Consider the following 21,461-nt stretch of genomic DNA (forward strand, 5'->3'; position numbering starts at 1 on the left):
AGACCATCCTGCCCCTGAAGACCCAATCGAATCCCCCCTACAAGGAGAGAACATGCCGTATTTCACCACCTCAGACGGAACCGAGATCTACTACACCGAGCAGGGCACCGGCCAGCCCGTGCTGCTCAGCCACGGTTGGCCGCTGTCGTCGGACGCCTGGCAGGTTGAGCTCAAGCTGCTGGCGGATGCCGGCTACCGCGCCATCGCCCACGACCGCCGCGGCCACGGCCGGTCGGCGAAGACCTACACCGGCAACGACATGGACACCTATGCCAAGGACCTCGCCGAGCTGGTCGAGTCGCTCGACCTTACCGACCTCGTCGTGGTCGGCCACTCCACCGGCGGTGGCGAGGTGGTGCGGTACGCCGCCCAGCACGGCAAGGGCCGGGTCGTGAAGGTCATCACCGCCGGCGCCGTTCCGCCGCTGATGGTGAAGACCGACAGCAACCCCGACGGCCTACCCATCGAGGTCTTCGACGGCATCCGCGCCGGGGTGCTCAAGGATGCCTCGCAGTTCTACCAGGAGCTCACCGAGGCGTTCTTCGGCGCTAACCGGGAGGGCTCGGCGGTGTCGAAGGGCGCGAAGGACGACTTCTGGCGCCAGGGCATGCTGGTGAACCTCGCCGCGGCCTACGACTGCATCAAGGCGTTCTCGGAAACCGACTTCACCGAGGACCTCAAGGCCCTCGACGTGCCGATCTTCATCGCGCACGGCGACGACGACCAGATCGTGCCGATCGGCGCGGCGGCCCTGAAGTCCGCCGAGCTGGTGAAGCACGGCACCCTCAAGGTCTACCCGGGCGCCCCGCACGGCGTCTATGGCGACTACCAGGCCGAGTTCGACCAGGACATGCTCGCCTTCATCGCCCAGTAACTGCGGTCTGCCGGCGACGTTTTTGCGTCGTCGTCCACTGCCCGGGGTGTCGCTCAGACGCCCCGGGCAGTTCGTGTGTGCGCAGGCGAGCCGGGCGCATCCGGGTGCTGGCACGGAGGGCGACCGGCTCAGCGATAGGCTGCGCGAGTAATAGATCCGGTGCACGAACGGAGTCGCAGGTGAGCTTAGACATGGCATTGTCGGTGTTCGGGATCGTGGCGACCGCTCTGCTGCTGGGGTTCATCGGCGGCGGGATTCATGAACGGGCGCGCGCGGAGGAAATCGTCGCTTTGGGTGTGTCTGCTGAGGGTGTGTCTGCTGAGGGTGTGTCTGTGGAACCCGAGACGACCGTTCGGCCCCGGATTCCGGTGCTCACGATCGGCCTGATCGTCATGTTCCTGGGCTGCTGTCTGCGGCTCGTCGACCCGTCGGTGATCGCTCCCCTCTGGCTGCAGTACCTCCTGCTCGCCGGGCTGCCAGCGTCGGCTGGCTACGGGGCGAGACGGATGCTGGCCGCGCGCCTCAGCTCCGCCAGCTGACTCCTCGACCCGGGCCGGTCACGCGGGCGGCGGGACTGACCAAGCGATCGTGGTCGCTTGGCCGAGCCAGCTCAGTGGAGCTGCGGATTAGCTGTCGCAGGCGATGCCATCGCCGTCACGATCGAGATCGTAGATGTCGTTGCCGACGATGCGCACCGGACCGTCGACGTATCCCGGGCCGTCGCCGCTGCCACCGGCGCAGTCCACGTCGGATGCGATTGGCACACAGGCGTCGGCATAGTTCGGGTCGCAACCGTCGCTGACCGGTGCGGGCTCGGGTGCTGGAGCCGCGACAGGCGCGGGCACCCGGGTGCCGACCGACGTGACCTCGTCGACGGGCTGCACGGTGGTTTCTTCGCGGGCCACCGACCGGGAGACTTCCACGCCGTCGATGTACTTCACAAGATAGGTTGTCACCTTCTCGCCGTTGCCACCGCTGACGGTGACCGCGGATGTGCCGACGTCGATGCCGGCGTCATCGACGGTGACGGCGGCGTAGGGAAGCACGCTCGCCTCCTGAACCTCGGCCTCGGTGGCAACCGGGGTGGGCGTCGGTGTGGACTTTGGCTTCGCGGTGGGCTTTGTCGTGGCCCTCGGGGTTGCGCTGGGCGAGGCCTGCGGAGTCGCGGTCGTGCCGGTGCTGGACTGGGCGGTAAGACTGGCCAGGTTCGAGCCTGACTGCTGCACCGCTGCGTTCGCACCGGACCCGAACAAGAGGAGCACCAGGCTGAGGATGATCGCCAGCACGCCTGCCTTGCGGGAGCGCAGCCGCGCAAGCGGTGCAGCACCCTTGACGACGGCGACGATACCGAAGATCAGCCCCAACAGTCCAAGGAGCGACACGAGCGCCCAGAAGATACCCATCACCGAGGTCACGACGATCCCCAGAACGATGACGCCTGCGATCATCCACCGGGTGCGGGTGGGAATCCGACCGGCCGGCCCGCGGAACCGGGCAAACGGACCGCCCACGGGTGGCTGCGGGAGGCTCATCGGAGCACTGACTGCGTGCGAATGGGATGGAAGGCCGGAATGTGGGTCATCAGTGTCCTCTAACGGGCCGCGGGCGCAGCACCACAAGCTAGCAGCCCGGTGGATCGCCAGGTCAGCCCGCTTTGGGGGGCCATAACGGCCGGATCTTCGGTTCGGCGGAGCTCAACCACTGGGGCAGCGTCGTCGGTCTCCCTCCAGGGCCGGGCCGCCCTCGTCACCATAAGTTGGTCGAGCTTGTCGAGACCTCGCTAGTTCGTCCATTCGCCGTGTGGCGCGACACGCAGGCCCGGTCACCGGGTCTCGACAAGCTCGACCAGCGAGGGGGGCGCGACACGCAGGCCCGGTCACCGGGTCTCGACACGCTCGACGAGCGAGACGGGCGCGACGCGCAAGCCGGGTCACCGGGTCTCGACACGCTCGACGAGCGAGACGGGCGCGACACGTAGGCCGGGTCACTGGGTCTCGACAAGCTCGACCAGCGAGACGGGTGCGACACGCAGGCCGGGCCGCCGCGGAAGGCTCGCTAGAGGCGGTCTCGTGATGATGCCAAGGGTGAGGTTGGCTCACTGGTAAGTTCTAGCTACGTGTCGACGCCGTCACCCGGCGCCGCGAACACACGGTGAAGGAACGCAACAGATGGTCGCAGTCGGGGAATGGTCCACGCCCGGGAAACCCGTACGGATCCGGCTGCGTGAGGTCCTGCCGACGCTGCTGCGCCGGCCGGCCGGCATCCTGCAGGGCACCCGTTGGTTGTTCACCTGGCTGGGGCTGCTTTCCCTGCTGTTCAGCCTGCCCGGGGTGTTCCCCCTGGCCAGCGTCTACCCGTCCGCGGCGCTGCTGGCGGGCGGCGCCACCCTGTTCCTCTGGGGTTCCTGGATCTACGGCTTCCTGCGCCAACAGGTGCCGTTCGGCCTGGAGGTGCTCGATGCCGTGGCGATCACCGCGTTCGCGCTGGCCGGGCCGTCGCCGGCGGCGGTCACCCCACTGATCTTCGCGTCCGCCTGGCTACGCACCCTCTACGGTTCGCCGTGGCGATCCGTCGCCCGCGGCGCTCTCTACACGGCGGCGCTGGTGGCCGTCACGGTGCTCTGGCCGCTGATGCCCGACCACACGACGATGCCCGACCTGCTGCGGCAGGCCGGCGTGGTGTCGATCATGCTGCTCACCGTGGTGGTGTCCGGGCAGCTGCGTGAGGGACTGCAGGCGCACGACTGGGCGATCGAACGCGACAAGGCGCTCACCCAGACCGGCGCGAAGCTGCTCGGCCTCACCGACCCGGAGCGCATCCGTGGCCTGGCCTGGACCACCGCGAACGAGCTCGGCTCAACCACACCGGGGCTGCGAGTGCTCAAGGCCGCCCGCGACGGCCAGGTGCTGCGCATCGGCGCGCGCACCGGGCAGTTCAGCGCCCTGCCCGAGACGATGCCCGGAGCGGTCGTGGACTGCGCCGGACCGCTGGAGAATGCCCAGATCGCGAACGTCGGCCCGCTCAACGACGCCGTCGGCGCGCCCCTGGAGTGGGAGTGCATCCCGCTGACCGAGGAGAAGGACGACGCCTGGCTGCTGGTGGGCGCGCCGAAACGCATCCCGGAGGGCACCATCCTGTCGGTGCGCAGCCTGGTGAACCAGGTGAACCTGGCGTTGCGCAACAGCGACGCGCACCGCCAGCTGATGGCGCAGGCCAAGCACGACGCGCTCACCGGGCTCGACAACCGGCCCTCGTTCACCGCCAAGCTCGCCGCCGAACTGCTGGGTCAGAGCGACGAAACGGGTGGGCTGCACGTTCTGTTCCTCGACCTCGACGACTTCAAAGACGTGAACGACCACCTCGGCCACCGGGCCGGCGACGCCGTGCTCACCGAGGTGGCCGAACGGCTGCGGCACTGCACGCGTCCGAACGATGTGGTCGCCCGGCTCGGCGGCGACGAGTTCGCGGTGGTGCTGCAGGGCAGCACGGATGAGACGGCCGCGGCCATCGCGCACCGGATGGTGGGCTCGCTGGCCGCGCCGATCATCGTGAACGGGCGACCCGTGCGGGTGGGCGCCAGCGTGGGCGTCGCCTCGGCGACCCCCGGCATCGACCTGGACGAGCTGGTGCACCAGGCCGACGTGGCGATGTACGCGGCGAAGGCCAACGGCAAGGGCCAGGTGAAGGTGTTCACCGTGGGGCTGCTGCAGACCGACTCGTCACTGGTGTCGTTCGAACGGCAGCTGGGCCGGGCCGCCGGTGGCGGCGAGCTCGTGGTGCACTACCAGCCGATCGTGTCGCTGACGGATCTGCACTGCACCGGCGCCGAGGCGCTCGTGCGCTGGCTGCACCCGGAGCGGGGACTTCTGCTGCCGGAGGAGTTCGTGTCGCTGGCCGAGAGCTCCGGCTCGATCCTCGGCGTTGGCGCGTTCGTACTGCGCCGGGCGTGCGCGGATGCGGCGACCTGGCCGGACGCCCGGCCGGGCGTGCCGATGACGGTGCACGTGAACATCTCGGCTCGGGAGCTGGAGAGCGACCACTTCGTGGACTCGGTGCTGTGGTGCCTGGCCGACAGCGGTCTGCCCGCCGCCCGGCTGGTGCTCGAGCTCACCGAGACGGTGGTGCTGGAGTCGGTGGCCGCGGTGGAGCGGCTGAAGACCCTCGCCGATCACGGCATCCTCATCGCCATCGACGACTTCGGCACCGGGTACGCGTCGCTGTCGACACTGCGGATGCTGCCGATCACGGTGGTGAAACTCGACGCGAGCTTCGTGGCCGGGGCGCTGGGCAACCCGGTGGACCGCAGCGTGGTGGAAGCGATCGTGCAGATGAGCGGGAAGCTGGGCATCAGCACCGTCGCCGAGGGCGTGGAGCGGCCCGATCAGCAGGAGCTGCTCGCGGAGATGGGCACCGATGCGGCGCAGGGGCACCTGTACTGTGCGGCCCTGCCGGTGGACCAGCTGTTGGAGTGGCTCGGGCGGGCGGAGCGGGCCGAGATCCGCTGACGCGCGGCCGGCCGGCCGGCTCGCGAGGACGGGTCACCGGGTCTCGACAAGCTCGACCAGCGGTACGGTCGCGACCCCGCCGTTGGTCGAGCTTGTCGAGACCCCGCGACGTGCGCGCGTGACACGACCCCACTGTCGAGGCCGGCGCGTCCAGTCCGTTGGTCGAGCGTGTCGAGACCCCGCGACGCGCGCGCGTGACGCGACCCCACCGTCGAGACCGGCGCGTCCAGTCCGCTGGTCGAGCTTGTCGAGACCCCGCGACGCGCGCGCGTGACAGGACCCCACCGTCGAGACCGGCGCGACCGCGCGCATCCGGTTAGCTCGACAGCACCTCGTAGCTGGACTGGGTGAAGCCGGCGCCCAGCTCGCGGGTGCCCACGTGCCGCAGGTGCACATCCGCGCCGAGCGGGCCGAACAACGGGATGCCGCTGCCAAGTAGCACCGGCGCCCGGGTGATGGTGATCTCCCGGATCAGCCCGGCGCGCAGGAAGCTCTGGATGGTGCGGCCGCCGTCCACGTACACGCGGCGGCGGCGCTCCGCGGCGAGGGTGTCGATCACCTCGGCGAGGGTGGCGTGCACGGTGGTGTTGGGTTCGGCCGCGGCGTCGATGCTGCGCAGCAGGGTGCGGCTGAGCACGAGCACCCGTTTGCCGGCGTAGGGCCACTCGGGGAACGCGCTGACGGTGTCGAAGGTGGCGCGGCCCACGACCATGGCATCGATGCTGGCGAAGAACTCGTCGTAGCCGGTCTCACCCAGCGCGTCGCCCGCGGCGGTGAGCCAGTCGAAGTCGCCGTTCTCGCGGGCGATGAAACCGTCGAGGCTGGTGCCCACGAAGACGCAGCCGATCATCGCGGCAGCGCCGCCGGCCGGGTCGGGCGTGGGGGTCATACCAGCACGGTAGCAGCCGCCGCCGACGACGGCGAGGGGTCGGGCGGGGCTCGCCCGGGCCGGTCGGCGAGCGCTCCCCCGGCTGGCGGGCCGGGTTGCCCCGGGCCTGCTGGCGAGCCCTCCGCGGCTGGCTGCCAGGGCGCGGCGATGCCGATGCGGCCGGCCTGCTGCCGGGCGGCCGGGGTGTGCGGCCGGGTGCTTGTCAGCCTCCGTAACCCCGCGCTAGGGTGCCCGTGCACAAGGAAGGTGGGCCGGTGCCGACGCTGCTGAACCGTTCGCGCGAGGGCGCGCGATGACCGCGGGCGACTACGGCATTGCGCTGTCGTTCGGCACCTTCATCACTCCGTTGGCCGCGGACCCGCCGGGCACGGTGGCGATGGCGGTGGCCAGCGAGCGGGCCGGGTTCGACCTGGTCACGTTCCAGGACCATCCGTATCAGCCGGCGTTTCTCGACACCTGGACCCTGTTGTCGTGGGTGGGCGCCTGCACCGAGCGGGTGCAGCTGGCCGGCAACGTGCACAATCTGCCGTTGCGGCCGCCGGCGGTGCTGGCCCGGTCGGCCGCGTCGCTGGACCGGCTCACCAACGGGCGGATGGCGTTGGGCCTGGGCACTGGCGGGTTCTGGGACGCGATCGTGGCGATGGGCGCCGACCGGCGCACCCCGGCCGAGGCGGTGTTGGCTTTGAGCGAGGCGATCGGGGTCATCCGGGAGATCTGGGACACCGACACCCGCGGCGGCATCTTTCGGGACGGCCAGTTCTACCGCCTGGACGGTGCCACCCGCGGGCCGGCGCCGGCGCATCCGATCCCGCTCTGGCTGGGCGCGTACGGGCCGCGGATGCTCGACCTCGTCGGCTGCGCGGCCGACGGCTGGCTGCCCTCGCTCGGGCGGCTCGACGGCACGGCACAACTCGGCGAGGGCAACGCCCGCATCGACGCCGCCGCTGATGCGGCGGGGCGCGAGCCGTCGAGCATCCGCCGGCTGCTCAACGTGGGGTCGGCGGATGCCGAGCCGGAGCAACTGGCGGAGCTTGCGTTGGAGTACGGGATGGACACGTTCATCGTGTCGGTGGACGACCCGGGCGTGCTCGCGCGGATCGGCGACACGGTGCTGCCGGAGACCCGTGCGCTCGTGGCCGCGGAGCGCGGCTGAGCGCGGCTGAGCGCGGCTGAGCGCGGCAACTGTTCCCGAATCGGACAATTGCGCCCGGTGCGCCGGCACCATTTGTCCGCACGGGGAACAGTTGCGGTGCGGCCGGGACGGGACGGGACGGGGAACAGTTGCGGTGCGGCCGGGACGGGACGGGGAACAGTTGCGGTGCGGCCGGGACGGGACGAGCGAGTAGCGCCCGAGGCCGCGCATCCGGCTCGGTGAGCGCATCCGGCGAGGGCATCCGGCGCGGCCGGCGCGGTCAGGGCTGCAACTGTTGCCGAACCGGACAATTGCACCCGGTGCGCCGGCAACAATTGTCCGGACGGGGAACAGTTGCGCGGCACCGGGGACGGCTCAGTCGGCGAAGATGGCCCCGACCGGTTCGCGTTTCTCGCTCTGGAACCGGTCTTCGGCGCGGCCCCGCGCCCAGTAGGCGGACAGGGACAGGGCGCGCCGGTCGATCCCCCACTCGTCCTGCAGCACCGCCCGGATCGCCTGCATGGCGCCGCGTTCACCGTGCGCGAAGACGGCGACAGGGTCGGTAGGCCGCGGTAGTGCCTGCACCGCAGCGGCGAGACGGATGCCGGGCTCGGCCGGATCCCCGGGGCCGGCGCGGTGCAGCCAGCGCAGCTCCACTCCGGCGGGCGAGGTCAGCGGCAGCTCGTCGGCTTCGCCATGCACCTCCAGGAGGGCGAGGCCGCGGGCGGTGGCCGGCAGCGCCTCGAGCACCGCGGCGATGGCCGGCAGGGCGGAATCGTCGCCGAGCAGGAGGTGCACGGTGCCCGGGTCGGTAGTCGGCGTGTACAGGCCGCCGGGGCCGGACAGGGCGAGCAGGTCGCCGGGTTGGGCGGCGGCGGCCCAGGGCCCGGCGATGCCCTCGTCGCCGTGCACGACGAAGTCGATGGCGATGCTCTCGCTGGCCGGGTCCACGGACCGCACCGTGTAGGTGCGGCGCACGGGCAAGTCCTCCGGCGGCAGTGTGCCACGGAGCCGGTCGAGGTCGTAGGGCGGGGTGAGGCCCAGGTCGGCCCGGGCGAAGAGGATCTTGACGTAGCTGTCGGCCGCGGCAAGCCGGTCCGGGTCGGCGCCGGCCAGGAACGAGGCATAGCCCGCGCCGCCCAGGTGAACGCGCACCAGGTGCGGGGTGAGCCGCTCGGTGCGCTGCACGGTGAACACGTGCTGCACCGGGGCCCGCCGGGCTGGGCGGGCCGGGGCGCTCGCTGGGGTGGGGGCGCCCGCGGCGGCGGCAGCGGCCTGGGCGGATGCGGCCGGCGCCGAAGTGGTCTTTTCGGGATCAGCCCCAGCAGGAGGAGCAGTCGCGGCGGAAGCAGCCAAGGCGGGAGCGGTCGCGGCGGCAGCAGTCGCGGCGGCAGCAGTCGCGGCGGCAGCAGTCGCGGCGGCAGCAGTCGCGGCGGCAGCAGTCGCGGCGGCAGCAGTCGCGGCGGCAGCAGTCGCGGCGGCAGCAGTCGCGGCGGCAGCAGTCGCGGCGGCAGCAGTCGCGGCGGCAGCAGTCGCGGCGGCAGCAGTCGCGGCGGCAGCAGTCGCGGCGGGGGTGAGGTCTGGGACGGACATGCTTCCATCCTTCCGGGTGCCCGGCTGCGCAGGGCCGCACCCGGGCTGGGAGTTGCCGAAGAATGTGGATGGCGGCCAGGGCATCCGCTCGATGCCTATTCGTCTGCATCGACCGTGACGCGGACACGGTGTCACGCGGTACGGTTTGGCTATGAAGCGCAACAACCGGGTGCCCGCGACGGGCTCCCCGCGGCCAGAGTCGGCCCCGGCGGATGCGCACCGCTCGCGCGATCTTCTCGGATTCACCGCCGAGGGCCCGGCCGACATCCCGGCGGTGCATCGCCGCACGGCGCTCGCCGCCGCCGCGGGCCTGATCGTGGTCACCGGTCTGGTCGTGCACTTTGCGATCAGCGGGCCGGCCGGCGATTTCGTGGCCGACGCTCTTTACGCGGTGCTGGCGTTCCTCGTGCTGTCGTTCGTGTTCGTGCGCGCCCGCAGTTGGCGGGTCGCGGTGTTCGCGTTCGCGCTCTGCGTGGGCATCGAGTTGTTCCAGCTCACCGGGGCGCCGGCCGGCCTGGCCGAGGTCTTCCCACCGGCGCGGTTGCTGTTCGGCACCACCTTCTCCGCGATCGACCTCGTGGCCTACCTTGTGGGGACCGTCGGCGCCGCCCTGGTGAGCACCTGGCGGCGGCTGGACTGAGCCGGGCCGAGCTCGGCTGAGCGGGCTGCGCCGACCAGCGCTGTTCCGCTTTAGACGGCGCCGAGCAACGCCTGCTCGATCAGCAGGGCCGCGCCCACCGCTCCGCCGCCGAGGCCGAGCACCCCGGCAACCGACCAGAGCAGCCGGCGGATGCGCGCCCTGCGCACCTGGCCGTCGAGCACGGCGAAGCGGCTCATGACGTCGGGCGATGCCGGGCTGGGGTGCTGGCGCCAGGTGGCCGGGCTGTCGAGAATCACCACCGCCTCGGCGATCTCGTCGTCGCTGAGCACGGGCTGCAACCGCTCCAACCAACGCAGCAGGCCGCGGGCATCGAGCACCTTCACCTGCACGGGCTTGTCACGGAAGGTGATCTGCTTGGGGTCGACGAGAGCGATCACCGGTTGCACGGGCGCGAGCAGCGGCATCCGCTCGCGCAACACGGTGGTGACCCGTTCGGCCTCGTGTTCGGCGGCGGGCAGGTAGGCCTTCTTGTGGCCGGAGACCGTGACGGTGCGCTGGCCCACCCAGATGTGCTTGCCGCAGTGGTGCTTGGTGTTGATGGTGAAGATGCCGCCGGGGCCCACCAGGATGTGGTCGATGTCGGTGTCGTTCTTGCCGATCGGAACGGCGTGGAAGGCGGTCCAGTCGGCCGGCAGGGTGGCGAGCAGCTTGCCCACCGTGATCTCGCCCTGCGCGCCGAGGTACCAGCTCACGCTCTCCGGGCAGAGCGGGGACTTGCCGAACAGGCGGGCCACCCGGGTGCGCGGCGGCACGGCCGTCTGGCGGGAGAGGAGGTGCTCGATGACCAGCTGCGCGGCGATGCGATTGCGCATGGCGGGTGGGTGCAGGGTCACATTGCTCCTTCGGGCGCGCCCAGACGCGGCTGCGCCCGGAAGACCGCGTGGACGGGCTGCAGGCCGGGACCACCTCACGGATGTGCGCCGCTTCGGGGCGTGCAGACCATCCGGAAAGCAGTGTGGGTGGGGCGCCTTACCGCGTTCGGTGGTCTGAGGTTAGCGAGCACGGGGACCCCGGCGGCACCCCCATAACGAGGCACGTCGCACAGCGGATGGCGCACGGGCCCCGGCGAGGCGCGGCAATCCCGCGCCGGAACGCACAACTGTTGCCCGTGCGGACAATTGGTCCCGGCACACCGGGCGCAAATGTCCGTTTCGGGACCAGTTGGGGCTCGGTACGGGCTGCGCTGACCGGGCGGGTCAGGCGGTCTCCTTGAGGTAGCGCCAGAGGAGCACCGCCGGGCTAGCGACCATGAGGATGAGGCCGCTTGCCGCGACGTAGGTGGACAGCCACTCGATCTGGTTGGGCACCCACGGCATCCTGTCGCCGGCCCAATACAGACAGCGGATGCCCAGCGGAAACCAGCTGATCTGCCCGACGGCGTTCGGCCCCTCCAACGGCACCGGGGACACCGGGGTGTAGGCGAGGTCCGTCATGCACAGGTAGCCCAGGTCGTTGCGCAGGGTGGGCAGGAACGGGGCAAGTGCCCAGGCGACGAGGAGCGCGCCCAGGACGACGAGACCACCGACAGCGCAAAGCGCCATCGCGTTCCGCTAGTTGAATCCCCGCACAGGATGCCTCCCCCGGTTGTGCCCCCAGCAGCACCCTATCCGGCCGAGCGCAGGGCCGGGCCGCTGGACAGTAGGCGGGGACGTGTGGGTTCGGGTCCCACCATCGGGCGTGCCGCGAGCACCGGGCCCAGCGGGCGGGCGTGTGCGGGTGAGCGGGTGAGCGGGTGAGCACGGGTCGTTGCGCGGGCAAGGCGCCGTTGCGCGGGTGGCACGCAGCCCGCGAAACGGCGTCTAACCCGCGCATCCGGTGTCGCGCCCGTTGCGCGGGTGGCACGCCACCCGCGCAGCGGCGCTTGACCCGCGCAACCGACCGAGCCTCTGATGCGGGTGGCGTGCTCGTGGCGCAGAAGTCCGCTTCGGCAACAGTTGCGACCCGTCCGGATGCACCGGCTCAGCTCGCAGCGCCGCGCCGTCCTCGCCGCGCCAAACTGGTCCCCGTGCGGACAAGTGGTCCCGGCACACCGGGTGCAATTGTCCGCATCGGCACCAGTTGTGGCCCGACCGGATGCACCGGCTCAGCTCGCAGCGCCGCGCCGTCCTCGCCGCGCCCAACTGGTCCCCGTGCGGACAAGTGGTCCCGGCACACCGGGTGCAATTGTCCGCATCGGCACCAGTCGCGGCCCGGGCGCAGCGGGGCCGGCGGAGGCGACTGAGCGAGGCGACTGAGCGGGATGAGCGGGACGGATGCGGCGGATCCGGCGGCTCAGTAGGCCGCGAAGGCGGCGATGATCTCGGCGCGGGAGAGCCCGGCGGCCAGGCAGAGCATCAGCAGGAGACGCGCGGCCTGGGGCGAGAGGGTGTCGCTGGCGATCACGCCGCGGTCGTCGAAACCGTGCCGCTGCACGACCCGGCCGCTGATGGCGCGGCTGGACTGCACGATGGTGACCCCGGCCGCGATGGCCGCGTCGATCGTCGCATCCACTGCCGTGGGGTTCATGCTCGGCGGCAAGGATGCCACGACCACACCGCGGGCGCCGTTGGCGAGGGCGGCCGTGAGGGCGAGCTCGTCGGAGCCGGAGTACATGGTGACGATGTCCACCCGGGGCAGCGGGGTGGCGTAGTCGGGCAGCTCGGTGGAGAACCGGCTCGCCGTCGTGTGCAGGCGCAGCAGCTTGCGGTAGAACCACACCTGGCCGTAGGGGTCGATATCGCCGAGCCGGCCATGGTCGCGGGCCTTGAAGGTGCTCAGCCGGTGGTTGTCGGTCTTCATGACGTCGCGGGCGGAGAGGATCTCGTCGTCCATGGCCACGAGCACCCCGTGCCCGACCGAGGCGGGTGAGGCGGCGACCCGCACGGCGTTGGCGAGGTTGAGCTGGGCATCCGACCCCATCGCGGTGGGTGGGCGCTGAGCGCCGACGATGACGATGGGAACCTCAGTGGGCACGGTGAGGTGCAGAAAGTAGGCGGTCTCCTCGAGGGTGGCGGTGCCGTGGGCGACGACGATGCCGGCGACGGCGGGGTCGTCGGCGATGGTGTCGAGGATCGCCTGGCGCAGGCGCAGCCAGAATTCGACGGATGCGTCGTTGCTGCGGATGCGGGAGAACCGGCGGGTGTACACCGTGATGTCGTCGGGGAATGTGTAGAGCGGCAGGGCCTCCTCGTCGGTGAGCACCTTGGCGAGGTCGACGTAGTCGAGGCGGTCCTGGGCGTCATGGCCGCCGCTGCCGATGGTGCCGCCGGTGAGCAGCACGGCCACGCGGGGCTGAGCCTGGTCGGCGGGAGAGGTGGGGGTGTGGGTGTCTGGCGGGGTCATCGGGGCTCCTCGGTGGTGTCGGGGTGGGGTGCGGGCGGGGGCGGGGTTTCGGGCGGGGTGCGGGACTACAGAACTGCGGCTAACTGTTCCGGACGGGGCACAGTTGCGGTCGCATGAGGGCGGCTGGGTGCGGGCGGGACTGCGGGACGGCGGGACGGCGGCTAACTGTTGCTCCTCCGGACAATTGCACCCGGTACGCCGGGTGCAATTGTCCGGACGGGGCACAGTTGCGGTCGCATGAGGGCGGTTGGGGACGGTTGGGGACGGTTAGGGGCGGGGCAGGAGCGGGAGCTGGGTCGGGGCATCCGGCACGATGGCCAGGCCGTGGCCACGCAGGCGCCGGGTGTCGGCGGCGAGCGCCAGAAGCAGGCGCTCGTTGGTGCCGCGGATGTGAGCGGTCAGCAGCCGGGCGGCGGTGTCGGCGTCGCGGGCCTCGAGCGCGTCGAGCACCGCGCGGTGCTCCTGCCAGGCCTGGTCGCGGGCGGCGGGGGTGCGCACCTCGAGCCAGCGGGTGCGAGCCAGGCGGGTCATCGCGCCGCGCACCGTGTCGGCCATGACGGGGTTGCCCGCGAGCCGGGTGAGTTGCTCGTGGAAGTCGCCGCCGGCCCGGACCCCCTGCTCTGCGTCGGCGCCGACGGCATCGCCGTCGCGGGATGCCTCCGCGCCCGGTGCGCCGCCAGGCCGGGCGGTGTCGAGCAGCGCGGCGACGGCCGCGATCTCGGCATCCGTGGCGCGTTGCACGGCCAGCCGCACGGCCGCCCCCTCCACAGCCTCGCGCAGCTCGGCGAGTGCACCGATCTCGGCGAGGTCGATGGGCGAGACGATCCAACCGCGACCATCGCGCTGCACGAGGCCCTCGGCGTCGAGGCGGCCGAGCGCGGCGCGCACCGGGGTGCGGGACGCGTCGAAGCTGGCCTCGAGGCCGCGTTCGGTGAGGCGCTCTCCCGGCGCGAGTTCGAGCGACAGGATGGCGGCCCGCAGTCGGTCGTAGAGCTGCACGGTCTGCGAGGCAGCAACGTTCGTGATCATCGGTCCTTCCCGGCGGGCTTACCCGTTCATCCCGCGACCCGTGAGCTGAGCCCCGAAAATCGCGTGATGTTGGGGCTTTTCTCACGGTTCGCGCAAGGTTCGCGCCCGAGCCACCCGCGACATCCGATTTGGTATACCAAGGTGGTGTACCAGAAGATTAGCAGTAACACCGAGGAGAACACCATGGCCATTGCCACCGCCGAGACACCGACCGTCAGCGCCCGCGCCTGGGTCGTGCTCGGACTCGGCGTGGCCGCACAGACTGCGGGCACCGTCTTCGTGAGCGCCCCGGCCTTCCTCATCCCCCTGCTGCACACCGAGCGCGGCCTGTCACTGGCCCAGGCTGGGCTGCTCTCCGCAATCCCCACCTTCGGCATGGTGCTCACCCTCATCCTCTGGGGCGCTCTGGCCGACCATATCGGCGAGAAATGGGTGATCGCCGGCGGGCTGCTGCTCACCGCGCTCGCGGCCGGCGGGGCGATCCTGGCCGAGGGCTACGTCATGCTCGGCCTGTTCCTGCTGCTCGGCGGCATGGCGTCGGCGAGCACCAACTCGGCCAGCGGCCGCATCGTGGTGGGCTGGTTCCCCAAGCACAAGCGCGGACTCGCCATGGGCATCCGCCAGATGTCGCAGCCGCTCGGCGTGACCGTCGCCGCCGTCACCATCCCGGTCATCGCCGCGGATGCCGGGGTGGGCGCGGCGTTGCTCGTGCCGTTCGCGCTCACGGCGGTGCTGGCCGTGGCGTGTGCGATCGGCCTGGCGAACCCGCCGCGGGTCGCCGCGCGCGCCGGGGCCCCGGGCCTGCCGGCGCACAACCCGTACCGGTCCAGCGGTTTTCTCTGGCGCATCCACGCGTCGTCGGTGCTGCTGGTGGTGCCGCAGTTCACCATCTCCACGTTCGGCCTGGTCTGGCTGGTGAGCGAGCAGGGTTGGGATGCCCTCGCCGCCGGCGTGCTCGTGGGCGCCGCGCAGTTCGTCGGTGCGATCGGGCGCATCGTGATCGGTGTGGTGAGCGACCGGGTGGGCAGCCGGGTACGGCCGCTGCGCTGGGTGGCCGTGAGCGTGGCGAGCGTGCTGCTCGTGCTGGCCGCGGTGGATGCCGCACACTGGGGCGCTGCCGCCGTGGTGTTCGTACTCGCGACAACGGTGACCGTGGCGCCCAACGGGTTGGCGTTCACGTCGGTGGCCGAGATGGCCGGGCCGGGCTGGTCGGGCAAGGCGCTCGGCGTGCAGAACACCGGCCAATTCATCGCAGCCTCCCTGGTGGGACCCCTGATGGGAGCGCTGATCGGCGTGGTCGGCTACCCGCTCACGTTCGTGGCCGCGGCCGTGTTCCCGGCGCTCGCGGTGCCGATCGTGCCCCGCGCGCACGCCGAGCACGACCACCTGTAGCGCGCCGCCACTCCCCTCGGCCGGGTCGGGCTACGCCACCCGCGGTCGTCCGGATGCGCCCCGCGTCGGGCTGCGGCACCCGCGGCCGTCCCGATGCACCCGCGCCTGGATGCGCCGCCTCTGCGGGCCCGGATGCGCCACCTCAGCGAGCACCCACTCCGTGACTTGCCGCAAAACGCCCCTTCAGCACCCGGGAAGGGGCAGAATGCGGCAAGTCGGCGAACACATATCCGCCCACTTGCCGCAAAGTGCCCTTTCAGCACTCGCCAAGGGGCAGGATGCGGCAACTAGGCGAACCCACATTCACCCACTTGCCGCAAAACACCCCTTCAGCACCCGCGAAGGGGCAGAATGCGGCAAGTCGGCGAACCCAAATCCGCCCACTTGCCGCAAAACGCCCATTCAGCACCCGCGAAGGGGCAGAATGCGGCAACTCGATGAATAGCCATCCGCGAGTTGCCGCAAAGCACCCCTTCAGTACTCGCCGGCAGGCAGGATGCGCCACCTCGGTGGCTGCCGCCGGACGATCGCACCCGCGCCGAACGGGTCACGCACTGGGCGTGACTCCGCGCTGGCGGCGCAGGTACTCAGTTGACGTTCTCACCGCAAAACGGGCACTTGTAATCGATTCTCGGTTGATACTGGTCCTTGAACACCGTGTGCCCCTTCTCGCAGGCGGCGTCGAGCAGCCAGTTGCCAGTGCGCGTCTTGGATGCCTCCGTTCTGAACATCAGAAGGCGTCCGATCCGACGAACTTCGCTTCGACGGCGTCTGCCGCACCGGTGACGAGCACCAATGGCGCGTCAAAGTCGCCCGCATCGAGGTCGGCAAGCGGCACGGAGTGTCTGATCATGAGCATGTCGCCGTAGATCACAACACCGCCGACCGAGTATTCGGACACTTCACGGAGCAGGGAGTTCAACTCGACCGTTCCGACAGTTGCCACCGGCGAAGCGATTATGGCGAACTCGACACCCGTACCGGTGGTGCTGTGGCTGACGAGCACCATTTGAGATCGCCCGTTACCGGTAGAAAACAGGAGTTTCAGCAAGTCCCCGTCGTCAGCGGAGATCTGATAGTTGGATCCGATGTAGGACTTCAGTTGTAGCCATGACGCCATGTGCCTCTCCTTAGGTCAGATTTTCGCAGGAGCATGAGGGGTGCCGCCCTGCGCTGAAGTGAACGTAGCCGCGACCTCATTCCGCCGAGACGCCCAGTACGGGGGTGACCTCTCCGCCGCCACAAGGGTGCTCCATCACCGCCCGCCAGGGCAGCAGGATGCTGCACCAGGACGAACATGCATCCACCCACTTGCCGCGAAACGCCCCTTCAGCACCCGGGAAGGGGCGGAATGCGGCAACTCGGCGAACACACATCCGCCCACTTGCCGCAAAGTGACCCTTCAGCGCCCGCGAAGGGGCGGAATGCGGCAACTCGATGATCAGTGAGGGCTCGGCAGCTCGACGGAGGAGTAGGCGCCGAAACGGCCCCTCCGATTGGGCGGAAGGGCCGTGGCGGGCGACGCGAGTGCGGACTGACAGTGACGATAACCGGATGCGCGACCGCGGGCATCCGCGCCGGTGCTGAAACCGCGGCAACGCTGGCGCGGCGCTGGCACGACACCGGCGCGAAAAGGGGAACCGGCGCGACACCGAGGCATCTGGCCGGTAAAGGGGAACCGGCGCGACTCCGAAGCGCCTCACCTATAAAGACACCGCAGGGCCTTGCCTATAAGGGGGAACCAGCTCGACGCCGAGGCATCTCGCCGGCAGAGCAGAACCGGCGCGACACCCCAGTGCCTCGCCGACGGGGGAACCGGCGCGACACGAAGGTGTGAGGTGCCACGCCGGCCGTTTGAGGGGCCGAACCGCGAGTGGTTACGCGGCCTTGGGCTCGGCGGGGAGCAGGCTGCGGAACGCGGCCGAGTGGTAGATCAGCGGGTCGCGGTCGTCGCTCACCTTAAGCGACTTCACCTCGAGCAGCACGATCGTGTGGTCGCCGGCCGGGGTCTCCGAGTAGATCTCGCAGTCGAGCCAGAGCGAGGAGCCCTCGATGAACAGCGCGCCCAGCTCGGTGGTGCGGGTGTCGAGGCCGGCGAACCGGTCGCCCTTGCGGGAGGCCAGCTGGTAGCACTCGCGGGCGTGGTCGCTGCCGAGGATCGAGACGCCGATGCGTCCGCCCTGGCGCAGCACCGGCCAGGTCGTGGAGCTGTTCTGCACCGAGAACAGCACCAGCGGCGGCTCGTACGACACACCAACGGAGAACGACGACGCCACCAGGCCGGTGGGCACCCCGTCGATCTCGGCGCAGAGTGCGGCGACACCGGAGGGGAACTTACCGAACGCCGAGCGGATGTCGCTCGGGTCGCTGCTGATGGTTTCGAGGCCGTGCGTGTCGGTGGGCGCCAGCGCCGTGACGAGGTCCAGGTCCAGGTCGAGGTCCCGGTCAGCGTCTACGGTCGACTGCGGGTCCACGGGCGCCGCCGCGTCGAGGTCGAGGTCCACCGGGGCTCCGGTCAGGTCGCGGGGGCTCATGCGCCGGCTCCGTTCGAGACGGTGGCGGATGCGTCGGACGCGGTCTGCACATCCGACTCGGGGTTCTTGCCCAACATGCCCATCGTCAACGGTTGCAACAGGCGCAGCACGGCGAGGTTCTCGGATGCCCAGGCGGCGACGATCTCCTCCATCTTCTCCATCTGGCCGGTGACGAAGTAGAGGCCCTTGGTGGGCACGCTCGCACCGAGCTCGACGAGCAGCGGACGCAGGTTCACGTCGACGCCCATCGAGTGGCTGAGGTCGGCGCCGGTCATCACCGGGATGGCGGTGACGCCGCGCAGGCCGTTCGCCGCATAACGGTCGAGGAAGCCCTTGAGCAGGCCGGTGTAGGTGGCCTTGTAGGTGGGGCTGGCGACGACGAGCAGGTCGCTGTCGGCGACGGCCTGGTTGAGTTCGGCCATCTCCGGGGAGGGCCACTCGAAGATGTGGCTCGAGTGAACGGCCAGGTCGATGACCCGCAGGTCATAGGTGCCGGCGACGAGAAGCTCGTCGACCAGCGTTTCCGCAAGCTTGAGGGTGCGGCTCTGGGGCTTGGGGTTGCCCACCAGAATTGTAATTTTCAGCATCGTGTTCCTCCATCGAACCACTGGATCAGGTCACGAATTCGAGGACGAACTACCAATCGTGAGCGCCTGGATGCGTGCGTGGAATCGCACACCTGTCGGCACGGACATGCATAGCTTCGTCATCAAACTCGATGAGTGAGCCACTGAGGATTGGTGTCTCAGATGGTGAGCAACGGCTTACGTCGCACTCATAGTCTGCGCATCCCCCGTTGCGGCTGCGTGTCCCGGTTATTACAACTGTGTTTCGCCACCTCGGTTGTTCCAAAACGGGTGGGCAATGGGTGCTGCTGGGCGGCGGATGCGGGCATCCGCCGGGCCATCGGCCCTTGCGCCGGCCCAGAACCGGCGCGACCATATTCGCATGGCGCACATCGTGCTCTCGGTCATGCCGTTCGCCGGCCACGTGGCGCCCGCGACGGGGCTCGTCGCCGAACTGGTGGCGCGCGGCCACTCCGTCACCGTGTACACCGGGGCGCACTACCGCGGCCGGTTCGAGGCTCTCGGCGCCGCCGTGCACACCTGGCAGGCCGCCCCCGACTTCGACGAGCACAACCTGCCCGCCACGTTCCCCGGCACCGATCGGCCCGGGCGACTGGCCGTGCGGGCAGACATCGAGCAGGTCTTCGTGCGCACCCTGGGCGGCCAGGCCCGCGACCTGGTGCACCTGCACCGGCGGCATCCCATCGACCTGCTGCTCGGCGACGTGTTGACGTTCGGCACCGGGCCGGCCGCCGAGCTGCTCGACGTGCCGTGGGTCACCGTGTCGTTTGTGCCGCTGAGCTACCCGACCCCCACCCTGCCGATGCCCGGCGTGGGCCTGAGCCCGGGGCGTGGCCGCGGCGGCCGGGTGCGTGACGCGGCCCTGCGGAGCGTGTTCGCCCTGTTCTCCCGCCGCATCGGCCGGCTGCTCACCGAGCAACGCGACGGGCTGGGCCTGCCGCCCAGCACCACCCCGATCAACCGGGTGTTGTATTCGCCGCGCCTCAACCTGGCCAGCGGATGCGCACTGCTGGACTTCTCCCGCACCGACTTACCCGACACCGTACGGTTCGTGGGCCGGTTGCCCACGGTGGGCGGCGAACATCCGCTGCCCGACTGGTGGGCACAGCTCGGCGACCGGCCGGTGGTGCTGGTCACCCAGGGCACCCTGAACATCGATGCCCGGCAGCTGCTGCGGCCGGCGCTGGAGGCGCTGGCCGACGTGGATGTGACCGTGCTGGCCACCACCGGTGGGGTGCCGCTGCCGTTCCCGGCGCCGGAGAATGCGTTCGTGGCCGACTTCGTGCCGTTCGATAGGGCGCTGGGCCGGGCCAGCCTGGTGATCAGCAACGGCGGCTGGGGCGGCACCGTCGAAACGCTGGCGGCCGGGGTGCCGATGATCGTGGCCGGCGGCGACCGCGACAAGCCCGAGGTGGCCGCGCGGGTGGGCTACAGCGGCGCCGGCGTGAACATGCGCACCGGGCGGCCGTCCGCGCGGGCGGTCGCCACGGCATACGCGCGGGTCGTGGCCGACCCGGGCTTTCGCGACCGGGCCCGCGCGGTGGCCGCGGAGCTCGATGGGCTCGGCGGCACGGGCCGGGCGATCGACCTCGTCGAGGAGGCACTCGCCGACGTCGGCGCCTAACGTAGCGCGGCCCAGGCCCGGCCCCAGCCGCGCCCAGCCCAGCCCAGCCCGACCCGCCGCCAGCACGCCCCGGCCCCGGCCCCGAAAACCCAATCTGCTAGCCTCGCCATTCGCCTACCGCGCCACGCGGCGGGCAGACACGGGGGGGGGGGAAATAACATGTCGGTGAAGACTCTGGGGTTCGGGTTCGCGGGGGTGCTGGTGCTGGCGCTCGTCGGTTGTGCCGGCGGTGACGCGGCACAAACGGATGCGGCGCCCACGGCATCCGCCCCGGCCGCCACCTCGGCCACGCCCACCCCCGACGCCACCGCCGAGTCCTTCCCCACCCTCACCGATGCGGATCTCGCCGGCGTCTTCACGGACCTGCAGTTCGTTCCCGACGAGTTCGACGACACCAGCGCCATGCTGAACTCGATCTACCCCGGCCTGACGACATCCGACGACACCTGCCTCACCCCGTTCGGAGCGGGCTGGGACCAGACCGTGAGTGACGGCACCGTGCAGTTCGGCACGAGCGGCGACCGCTCGATGACGGCGGTCGTGGCCAGTGCCGGCGACGGCGATGTCGCCTCTGCGCTCGTGGCCGACTCGGCGGATGCGCTCGCGCGCTGCGCCACCGGCACCGACCTGTTCGTGATGCAGGGCCAGCCCGTGCAGACGAAGGTCGAACCGTTCGATGTCGAGCTCACCGGCGCCGACGAGTCCGTCGCGTTCCGGGTCACCGGCGATGTCGGCGGTTCCGCCTTCACCCTCGTCGGGATGACGGTCCGCGTCGGCGGCAACGTGGTCGCGCTCGTCGGCTGGGACCCGGCCACGAACGAGTCCTACGTGCCGTCCGCGACGCAGATGTTCGTCGACACGCTCTAGCCTTTCGGCCCACACGCGGGCAGCATCGGGTCATGACCAAGTATCTGATCACCTTCCCGGCCGAAGCGCTGGTCGTCAGCGACGAGGAATTCCCGATCGTCGAGGCCGAATCGCGCGCTGTGATCGAGGAGGCGAAGGCCGCCGGCGTCTACGTCTTCGGCGGCGGCATCAACGAAGGCGCTGCTCCCGTGCTGGTGTCCGCCGACGGGTCGGTGGGCACGGAGATCTACCCGGGCTCCGAGCTCACGGGCGGGTTCACCGTGCTGGAGCTGCCGACGCGCGCGGACGCGGTTGAGTGGGCGCGGAAGATCGCGGTGGCCTGCCGGTGTGCGCAGGAGCTCCGCGAGTTCCACTATGACCCGGGCAGTTAGGCGGGTATCGCCGTCGACGCGGAAGCGCGGGGGCTCGCGTGGGCCGGGCGACGTATCATCCGCTCGTGTGGTCGAATAGAAC

At 70.6% G+C, this 21,461-nt stretch carries 19 protein-coding genes; 9 read left to right on the forward strand and 10 right to left on the reverse strand.

The window, feature by feature from the left end; all coding sequences use genetic code 11:
- Positions 1-52 precede the first annotated feature (52 nt).
- Complete coding sequence (locus BJQ94_RS13920) at positions 53-874, forward strand: alpha/beta hydrolase (protein WP_265397628.1); 822 nt, start codon at positions 53-55, stop codon at positions 872-874.
- Positions 875-1,053: 179 nt separating this feature from the next.
- Entirely contained in the window at positions 1,054-1,413 is a 360-nt protein-coding gene (locus BJQ94_RS13925; protein ID WP_275875499.1) for a hypothetical protein, read from the forward strand.
- An 87-nt stretch (positions 1,414-1,500) separates the two neighbouring features.
- Here the strand turns inward: BJQ94_RS13925 and BJQ94_RS13930 are convergent, their stop codons facing one another.
- Positions 1,501-2,406 carry a G5 domain-containing protein gene (locus tag BJQ94_RS13930; protein WP_265397630.1) on the reverse strand — a complete coding sequence of 302 codons (906 nt, stop codon included), beginning with the start codon at positions 2,404-2,406 and terminating at the stop codon, positions 1,501-1,503.
- Positions 2,407-3,042: 636 nt separating this feature from the next.
- On the opposite strand from BJQ94_RS13930, the gene BJQ94_RS13935 reads away from it, so the two are divergent.
- Positions 3,043-5,379 carry an EAL domain-containing protein gene (locus BJQ94_RS13935; protein ID WP_265397631.1) on the forward strand — a complete coding sequence of 779 codons (2,337 nt, stop codon included), beginning with the start codon at positions 3,043-3,045 and terminating at the stop codon, positions 5,377-5,379.
- Between the two features lie 316 nt (positions 5,380-5,695).
- Here the strand turns inward: BJQ94_RS13935 and BJQ94_RS13940 are convergent, their stop codons facing one another.
- Positions 5,696-6,268, reverse strand: a complete 573-nt coding sequence (locus BJQ94_RS13940) for a dihydrofolate reductase family protein (RefSeq protein WP_265397632.1) — start codon at positions 6,266-6,268, stop codon at positions 5,696-5,698.
- Positions 6,269-6,560: 292 nt separating this feature from the next.
- Here BJQ94_RS13940 and BJQ94_RS13945 point away from each other — a divergent pair, with 292 nt between their 5' ends.
- Positions 6,561-7,421, forward strand: coding sequence for an LLM class flavin-dependent oxidoreductase (locus tag BJQ94_RS13945; protein WP_345893447.1), 861 nt, complete (start codon positions 6,561-6,563; stop codon positions 7,419-7,421).
- Positions 7,422-7,775: 354 nt separating this feature from the next.
- On the opposite strand, the gene BJQ94_RS13950 is transcribed toward BJQ94_RS13945, so the two are convergent.
- Complete coding sequence (locus tag BJQ94_RS13950; protein WP_345893448.1) at positions 7,776-8,993, reverse strand: siderophore-interacting protein; 1,218 nt, start codon at positions 8,991-8,993, stop codon at positions 7,776-7,778.
- Between the two features lie 151 nt (positions 8,994-9,144).
- On the opposite strand from BJQ94_RS13950, the gene BJQ94_RS13955 reads away from it, so the two are divergent.
- Positions 9,145-9,633, forward strand: coding sequence for a DUF2809 domain-containing protein (locus BJQ94_RS13955; RefSeq protein WP_265399033.1), 489 nt, complete (start codon positions 9,145-9,147; stop codon positions 9,631-9,633).
- 50 nt (positions 9,634-9,683) lie between these two features.
- Here the strand turns inward: BJQ94_RS13955 and BJQ94_RS13960 are convergent, their stop codons facing one another.
- From BJQ94_RS13960 to BJQ94_RS13975, 4 genes are all read right to left on the reverse strand, one after another.
- Positions 9,684-10,487, reverse strand: a complete 804-nt coding sequence (locus BJQ94_RS13960) for a nuclease-related domain-containing protein (protein WP_265399032.1) — start codon at positions 10,485-10,487, stop codon at positions 9,684-9,686.
- Positions 10,488-10,850: 363 nt separating this feature from the next.
- Positions 10,851-11,195, reverse strand: coding sequence for a hypothetical protein (locus BJQ94_RS13965; protein WP_265399031.1), 345 nt, complete (start codon positions 11,193-11,195; stop codon positions 10,851-10,853).
- A 730-nt stretch (positions 11,196-11,925) separates the two neighbouring features.
- Positions 11,926-12,975 (reverse strand): asparaginase, encoded by a 1,050-nt coding sequence (locus tag BJQ94_RS13970; protein WP_275875500.1) that lies wholly within the window; start codon positions 12,973-12,975, stop codon positions 11,926-11,928.
- A gap of 267 nt (positions 12,976-13,242) precedes the next feature.
- Positions 13,243-14,004 carry a GntR family transcriptional regulator gene (locus tag BJQ94_RS13975; protein ID WP_265398909.1) on the reverse strand — a complete coding sequence of 254 codons (762 nt, stop codon included), beginning with the start codon at positions 14,002-14,004 and terminating at the stop codon, positions 13,243-13,245.
- A gap of 183 nt (positions 14,005-14,187) precedes the next feature.
- Between BJQ94_RS13975 and BJQ94_RS13980 the strand changes: the two genes are divergently transcribed.
- Positions 14,188-15,396: an MFS transporter gene (locus BJQ94_RS13980; protein WP_265398908.1), complete on the forward strand. Its 1,209-nt coding sequence runs from the start codon at positions 14,188-14,190 to the stop codon at positions 15,394-15,396.
- A gap of 730 nt (positions 15,397-16,126) precedes the next feature.
- Here the strand turns inward: BJQ94_RS13980 and BJQ94_RS13985 are convergent.
- From BJQ94_RS13985 to BJQ94_RS13995, 3 genes are all read right to left on the reverse strand, one after another.
- Positions 16,127-16,516 (reverse strand): hypothetical protein, encoded by a 390-nt coding sequence (locus BJQ94_RS13985; protein ID WP_265398907.1) that lies wholly within the window; start codon positions 16,514-16,516, stop codon positions 16,127-16,129.
- Positions 16,517-17,273: 757 nt separating this feature from the next.
- On the reverse strand, positions 17,274-17,930 hold the full coding sequence (locus BJQ94_RS13990; RefSeq protein ID WP_265398906.1) for a flavin reductase family protein: 657 nt from the start codon (positions 17,928-17,930) through the stop codon (positions 17,274-17,276).
- The gene (locus BJQ94_RS13995; protein WP_265398905.1) at positions 17,927-18,517 is read right to left on the reverse strand and encodes an NAD(P)H-dependent oxidoreductase; all 591 of its coding nucleotides are present in this window, start codon (positions 18,515-18,517) and stop codon (positions 17,927-17,929) included. The genes BJQ94_RS13990 and BJQ94_RS13995 overlap by 4 nt, the downstream gene beginning before the upstream one ends.
- Positions 18,518-18,878: 361 nt before the next feature.
- Here BJQ94_RS13995 and BJQ94_RS14000 point away from each other — a divergent pair, with 361 nt between their 5' ends.
- The 3 genes from BJQ94_RS14000 (at position 18,879) to BJQ94_RS14010 (ending at position 21,379) form a co-directional block, all read left to right on the forward strand.
- Positions 18,879-20,141, forward strand: a complete 1,263-nt coding sequence (locus BJQ94_RS14000) for a nucleotide disphospho-sugar-binding domain-containing protein (RefSeq protein ID WP_265398904.1) — start codon at positions 18,879-18,881, stop codon at positions 20,139-20,141.
- A 159-nt stretch (positions 20,142-20,300) separates the two neighbouring features.
- Complete coding sequence (locus tag BJQ94_RS14005; protein WP_275875501.1) at positions 20,301-21,008, forward strand: hypothetical protein; 708 nt, start codon at positions 20,301-20,303, stop codon at positions 21,006-21,008.
- Positions 21,009-21,040: 32 nt separating this feature from the next.
- A complete protein-coding gene (locus tag BJQ94_RS14010; RefSeq protein ID WP_265398863.1) occupies positions 21,041-21,379 on the forward strand; it encodes a transcription initiation protein in 339 nt (112 codons plus the stop codon).
- Positions 21,380-21,461 lie beyond the last annotated feature (82 nt).

Source organism: Cryobacterium sp. SO2 (genome assembly GCF_026151165.2).
In the GTDB taxonomy this organism is placed as follows: domain Bacteria; phylum Actinomycetota; class Actinomycetes; order Actinomycetales; family Microbacteriaceae; genus Cryobacterium.